The 2,907-nt window shown below is 28.4% G+C and carries 3 protein-coding genes; all 3 read right to left on the reverse strand.

Translation table 11 applies throughout. The features are described from left to right. Positions 1–172: 172 nt before the first annotated feature. The 3 genes from BUB63_RS12860 to BUB63_RS13685 all read right to left on the reverse strand — a co-directional run bounded on the left by BUB63_RS12860 (position 173) and on the right by BUB63_RS13685 (position 2,608). Positions 173–1,066: a cation diffusion facilitator family transporter gene (locus BUB63_RS12860; RefSeq protein WP_073250373.1), complete on the reverse strand. Its 894-nt coding sequence runs from the start codon at positions 1,064–1,066 to the stop codon at positions 173–175. Positions 1,067–1,632: 566 nt separating this feature from the next. Beyond that, the gene (locus tag BUB63_RS12865) at positions 1,633–2,304 is read right to left on the reverse strand and encodes a Crp/Fnr family transcriptional regulator (protein ID WP_073250377.1); all 672 of its coding nucleotides are present in this window, start codon (positions 2,302–2,304) and stop codon (positions 1,633–1,635) included. A 160-nt stretch (positions 2,305–2,464) separates the two neighbouring features. After that, positions 2,465–2,608, reverse strand: coding sequence for a hypothetical protein (locus BUB63_RS13685; protein ID WP_156897914.1), 144 nt, complete (start codon positions 2,606–2,608; stop codon positions 2,465–2,467). Positions 2,609–2,907: the final 299 nt, after the last annotated feature.

A 2,907-nucleotide genomic window follows, 5' to 3' on the forward strand; every position in this document is an offset into this window, starting at 1 on the left:
ATATTATCACGTCTTTTTTATTATGTCAACTATTTTTTTTATTTCGTCGCCCTCGCGACGACTTTTATATATTAACACGTGATTTATAAATCTAATAAAGAAAAAGAGAAGAAATTTTTAATTTATATCGTTATTTCTTCTCTTTTTATAATATTACTTACTTTTTCTTATTTCAACACTCCAGGTTGTGTTGTAATTCTTCTATAATATTAGGCTCAACATGTACCATACAGTGCTTTATGTTTTCAATACTGTTCTCTAAAACATCGTGAACATCCTCTGCTATTTGGTGTCCATCCCTAACCGTTAAGTTTTCATCTACTAAAATTTCTAAATCAACATATATTCTATGCCCAAAGATTCTTGTTTTTAGATTTTTAATTCCCTCTACTCCAGCAACCGATAAAGTCAATTCTCTTATTTTTTTACAAGTCTCTTTATCTGCTGACTCATCAACTAATTCTTTAGTTGCCTTTACATAAAACTCTACTCCAACCTTAATAATGAAAAAGCTCACAATAAGTGCAGCTAACGGATCAAAAAAACTATATCCCATTCTTGCTGCAAATATACCAATAAATGTTCCAACTGAAGAGAAAGCATCTGAACGATGATGCCAAGCATCAGCCTCCATAGATAAGCTCTTTATTTTTTTTGCAACTATAATCGTATACCAATACATACCTTCCTTAACTACTATTGATAGTAACGCTGCAATTAGAGCAATTTTACCAGGTGTAGCTATATCACCTGAAATTAGTTTTGCTATACCTTCATAGCCAATCATAAATCCAGTTATTATTAATATAATACTAATTATCTTAGCAAATACCGGTTCAAATTTTTCGTGTCCATAAGGATGTTCATCATCCTCCTGCTTTGATGAAACTTTAAGACCTAATATTACAACAAATGTAGCTAAAATATCAGATAAAGTATGCACACCGTCGGCTAACATTGCTCCACTCTTACCTACTATACCTGCAATTATTTTAAATATACATAAAAAAGTATTTATTGCTATTGTAATCCAAGATACTTGCGTACCTATTTTTTCTCTTTCCATTTATTTCACTTCCTTTTCAATTGAAATAAGTTACATAATAAATTTTATGCTCTAAATAATGAAATATCAACTTAAATAAATGAAATTAATTATTTTCAATTGATAATAGTTTTAATTATTAATGCCATTTAATCAACTTTTTAGTAGATATTGCTTCACCTTATATTTTCCCTTAATATACTACTCAAAACTTTATATTAGGGTACAATATTTTTAACAATTATTTGATACAAGCCATCTGCTTCTAATAACAGATAATAAAAAAATACTAATGTATAAAAAATTAACTATCTAAACAATAAGCTTAGTAGAACAACCCCTTGAGTGTAAATAAATTTATTCAGCAACATTGATGACACTCCTGTATATGATAGAAACTCATCAAAGTAGAATAAAAAACTGAGATACTTTAAACATAATACAAAATAGAAATAACAATACTATAAGTATAAAAAATCCCCAATAAAGGATTTCCAGATTAATTAACAGTCTTTAAAATGCATACCTTTAAATCCTTTATATGGGGCTGATCAATCTTTATTTTTAATTGTTTATATACAAACTAATTAAGTTAAGTCTTTAAGAGTATCTAAATCAATTATTGTAAGTTCCTTACCATCTATATCAATTATTCCTTCGCTTTTGAACTTAAAGAGTGATCTTGTTAATGTTTCTCGAGTTAATCCAACCATATTTGCCATGTCCGTTCTTGAAATATCTAACTGAATTTTTGCACCTTCCTTTATCTCTACACCTTTAATTTTAAAAAGATGCATTATTAATGTGGCAGTCTTTTGAGTTGAATCCTTTAGAGAAAGATTTTCAATCTGAACTGCAACCATCCTTAATCTTTTTGCCATAATCTTTACAAGTTCAACTGCTATCTTTGGATGCTTTTCAAGAACTTCTTCAAGTTTTTTATTATCTATTACATATACAATAGTATCCTCAATGGCATCGGCACTTGCTGGATATGGACAAACTTCAAATATACAAGATTCTGCAAACACTTCTCCGTCAGTCATAATATGAATTATATGTTCTTTCCCATCTTGACTTGTTTTATATATCTTTACTTTTCCTTTTTTAACTACATAAACAGCCTGTGCCTTTTCCCCTTCCACAAATATGTTACATCCCTTTTTATATTCTCTTTCTACTAAAATTTTTGATAGTGTTTTTAGACTCTCATCATCAAGAGTAGAAAAGAATTTCAATTTTTTTAAGATTTGTTCCATATCTTTGCCTCCAAAACTATGTATTAAAGTATTATTTGTTGCTTTTTCTATCAACAACATTTTATATTTGCACGAGCATTCTTCCGTAGAAAGAATGGTTACAATATCCCCAGTTTGAAAAATTGTATCTCCATTTAGAATTATATCTTTTTCTCTTCTTTTAACCGCCATAATTTGGTTCAGACTTAACAAACCTATCTATTATATATAAGTTAATTATAACTATTAATAAAATAATTATCATTATATATCTCTTTTCATTATATTTATGTAGTGCATATCCACGTATTAAATCAGCTTTCATTATCATTATTCTATATGCTATAACAAACTGTGTACTATACCTAAAAGTATACTATTTATTATTAACTTATTTTTTAACGTATTTGTCCTTAATAATAAATTTTTAATTCCTTCATTCTTCTTTTATATTCCTCCATTTTAGATGTTCTAATATTTTATTTTAACATATTTATATTAGGAAATAAACTTATGTGAAAACAAGCAATAAAAAAGAGGCTGCTTTTGCAACCTCCTACATTCAAAGTGGCTCCACGGAGAGGACTCGAACCTCCAGCCCTTCGGTTAACAGCCGAATGCTCC

The organism is Caloramator proteoclasticus DSM 10124 (genome assembly GCF_900129265.1).
Lineage (GTDB): Bacteria > Bacillota > Clostridia > Clostridiales > Caloramatoraceae > Thermobrachium > Thermobrachium proteoclasticum.

Excerpts from the sequence above, each read along its gene's own strand:
- BUB63_RS12860 (WP_073250373.1), bottom strand. The coding sequence starts at position 1,066 with ATGGAAAGAGAAAAAATAGGTACGCAAGTATCTTGGATTACAATAGCA.
- BUB63_RS12865 (WP_073250377.1), bottom strand. The coding sequence starts at position 2,304 with ATGGAACAAATCTTAAAAAAATTGAAATTCTTTTCTACTCTTGATGAT.
- BUB63_RS13685 (WP_156897914.1), bottom strand. The coding sequence starts at position 2,608 with ATGAAAGCTGATTTAATACGTGGATATGCACTACATAAATATAATGAA.